Below are 2,310 nucleotides of genomic sequence, written 5' to 3' on the forward strand. Positions count from 1 at the left end.
AGCCGCCCCCACCACCGCCGGCTTGCCGCCGGTCAGGGCGCTCAGGGAGTCATTGCCGAAGGCCGAGTTCATCTTGGTCGGCGCGCTGTTCATCAAGGTGTCGAGCTTGCCGACCTTGTTCAGCGCCTGCTTGACCTTGGTCAGCAGCTGTTCGTTGGTGAAAGGCTTGCTCACATAGCCGGATACCCCGGCCTGGATCGCCTGCACCACGTTTTCCTTGTCGCCACGGCTGGTGACCATGACGAACGGCATGGTTTTCAGCGCCTCTTGCTCACGGCACCAGGTCAGCAGCTCAAGGCCGGACATTTCCGGCATTTCCCAATCGCACAGGACCAGGTCGAAGGCTTCGCGGGCGAGCATCGCCTGGGCCTTCTTGCCGTTGATCGCGTCTTCGATCTTGATGCCAGGGAAGTAGTTGCGCAGGCACTTCTTCACCAGGTCACGAATGAACGAAGCGTCATCCACCACCAACACACTTACCTTACTCATCGACCACCCCTTTAAAAATCCCGGCAAGCATAACGCTGGCTGATGGCACTTTGCCAAAACTCTTCAGTCACGCCGGGACTTTTCGTTCGCGGGTGCTGCTTTTCATATTCGAGGAGCACAAACAAAAACGCCCGGCCAAAGGGCCGGGCGCTCTTCTCGGGCACTCTTACTTATCGTCAGCTTGATCCGGAACATTAGCGGATTCGCCACTTGTGCCTTCAACTTCTTCCTTCATGCGCTTGAGCCCCAAATGGCGCACGTCGGTGCCACGCACCAGATAAATCACCAGCTCGGAAATGTTGCGCGCGTGATCGCCGATCCGCTCCAGCGAACGCAGCACCCAGATAATGCTCAGAACCCGCGAGATAGAGCGCGGGTCTTCCATCATGTAGGTGGCCAGCTCGCGCAGCGCGGTCTTGTATTCGCGGTCGATGATCTTGTCGTACTGAGCCACGGAAAGTGCCAGGTCGGCATCAAAGCGGGCAAAAGCGTCCAAGGCATCGCGGACCATGTTGCGCACCTGATCGCCGATATGCCGCACTTCCACGTAGCCACGCGGGGCTTCGCCCTCTTCGCACAGCTGGATGGCCCGACGGGCGATCTTGGTGGCTTCGTCGCCGATGCGTTCCAGGTCGATCACCGACTTGGAGATGCTGATGATCAACCGCAAGTCGGAGGCCGCCGGCTGGCGACGGGCGAGGATGCGCAGGCATTCCTCGTCGATATTGCGCTCCATCTGATTGATCTGATCATCAATCTCGCGCACCTGCTGGGCCAACCCGGAGTCGGCTTCGATCAGCGCGGTGACCGCGTCGTTGACTTGCTTCTCCACCAGCCCGCCCATGGCCAGCAGGTGGCTGCGCACCTCTTCCAGCTCGGCATTGAACTGCGCGGAGATGTGGTGGGTGAGGCCTTCCTTCGAAATCATGGTTTTGCTCCACAAAAGCTGTAAGCCGCAAGCTACAAGCTGCCAGTTGATAGGTTTCGTCGCGTTGAACTGCTGTTACTTGCCGCTTGAAGCTTGCGGCTTGCAGCTGCTTTCTAGCCGTAACGCCCGGTGATGTAGTCTTCGGTCTGCTTCTTCGCCGGATTGGTGAACAGGGTATCGGTATCGCCGAATTCCACCAGTTTGCCCATGTACATGAACGCGGTGTAGTCGGACACCCGCGCCGCCTGCTGCATGTTGTGGGTCACGATGACGATGGTGAACTTGGATTTGAGCTCGTAGATCAGCTCTTCGACTTTCAGGGTCGAGATCGGGTCCAGGGCCGAGCAGGGTTCGTCCAGCAGCAGCACTTCAGGTTCCACGGCGATGGTCCGGGCAATCACCAGACGCTGTTGCTGACCGCCGGACAGGCCCAGGGCCGAGTCGTGCAGGCGGTCCTTGACCTCATCCCACAGCGCCGCGCCCTTGAGCGCCCATTCCACGGCTTCGTCGAGCACGCGCTTCTTGTTGATGCCCTGGATGCGCAGGCCGTAGACCACGTTTTCGTAGATGGTCTTGGGGAACGGGTTGGGCTTCTGGAACACCATCCCAACCCGACGACGCAGCTCGGCCACGTCCTCGCCCTTGCGGTAGATGTTGTTGCCGTAAAGGTTGATGGCGCCTTCTACACGGCAGCCGTCCACCAGGTCATTCATGCGGTTGAAGGTCCGCAGCAGGGTCGACTTGCCGCAGCCGGACGGGCCGATGAAGGCGGTCACGCGCTGTTTGGGGATGTTCATGCTGACGTCGAACAGCGCCTGTTTCTCGCCGTAGAACAGGCTCAGGCCGGGCACTTCGATGGCCACGGTCTCCTGCTCCAGGCTCAGGCTCTGCTT

At 59.8% G+C, this 2,310-nt stretch carries 3 protein-coding genes; all 3 read right to left on the reverse strand.

All coding sequences use genetic code 11. From position 1 onward, the window contains the following. A partial coding sequence (locus tag BLX41_RS36870; protein WP_259745441.1) for a response regulator occupies positions 1-489 on the reverse strand: 489 nt, incomplete at its 3' end. A 166-nt stretch (positions 490-655) separates the two neighbouring features. Next, positions 656-1,417, reverse strand: a complete 762-nt coding sequence (phoU, locus tag BLX41_RS31620; RefSeq protein ID WP_025130765.1) for a phosphate signaling complex protein PhoU — start codon at positions 1,415-1,417, stop codon at positions 656-658. A 113-nt stretch (positions 1,418-1,530) separates the two neighbouring features. Next, the coding region (gene pstB / locus BLX41_RS31625; RefSeq protein WP_259745442.1) for a phosphate ABC transporter ATP-binding protein PstB at positions 1,531-2,310 on the reverse strand (780 nt) is incomplete at its 5' end.

Source organism: Pseudomonas protegens (assembly GCF_003732485.1).
Taxonomy (GTDB): domain Bacteria; phylum Pseudomonadota; class Gammaproteobacteria; order Pseudomonadales; family Pseudomonadaceae; genus Aquipseudomonas; species Aquipseudomonas protegens_B.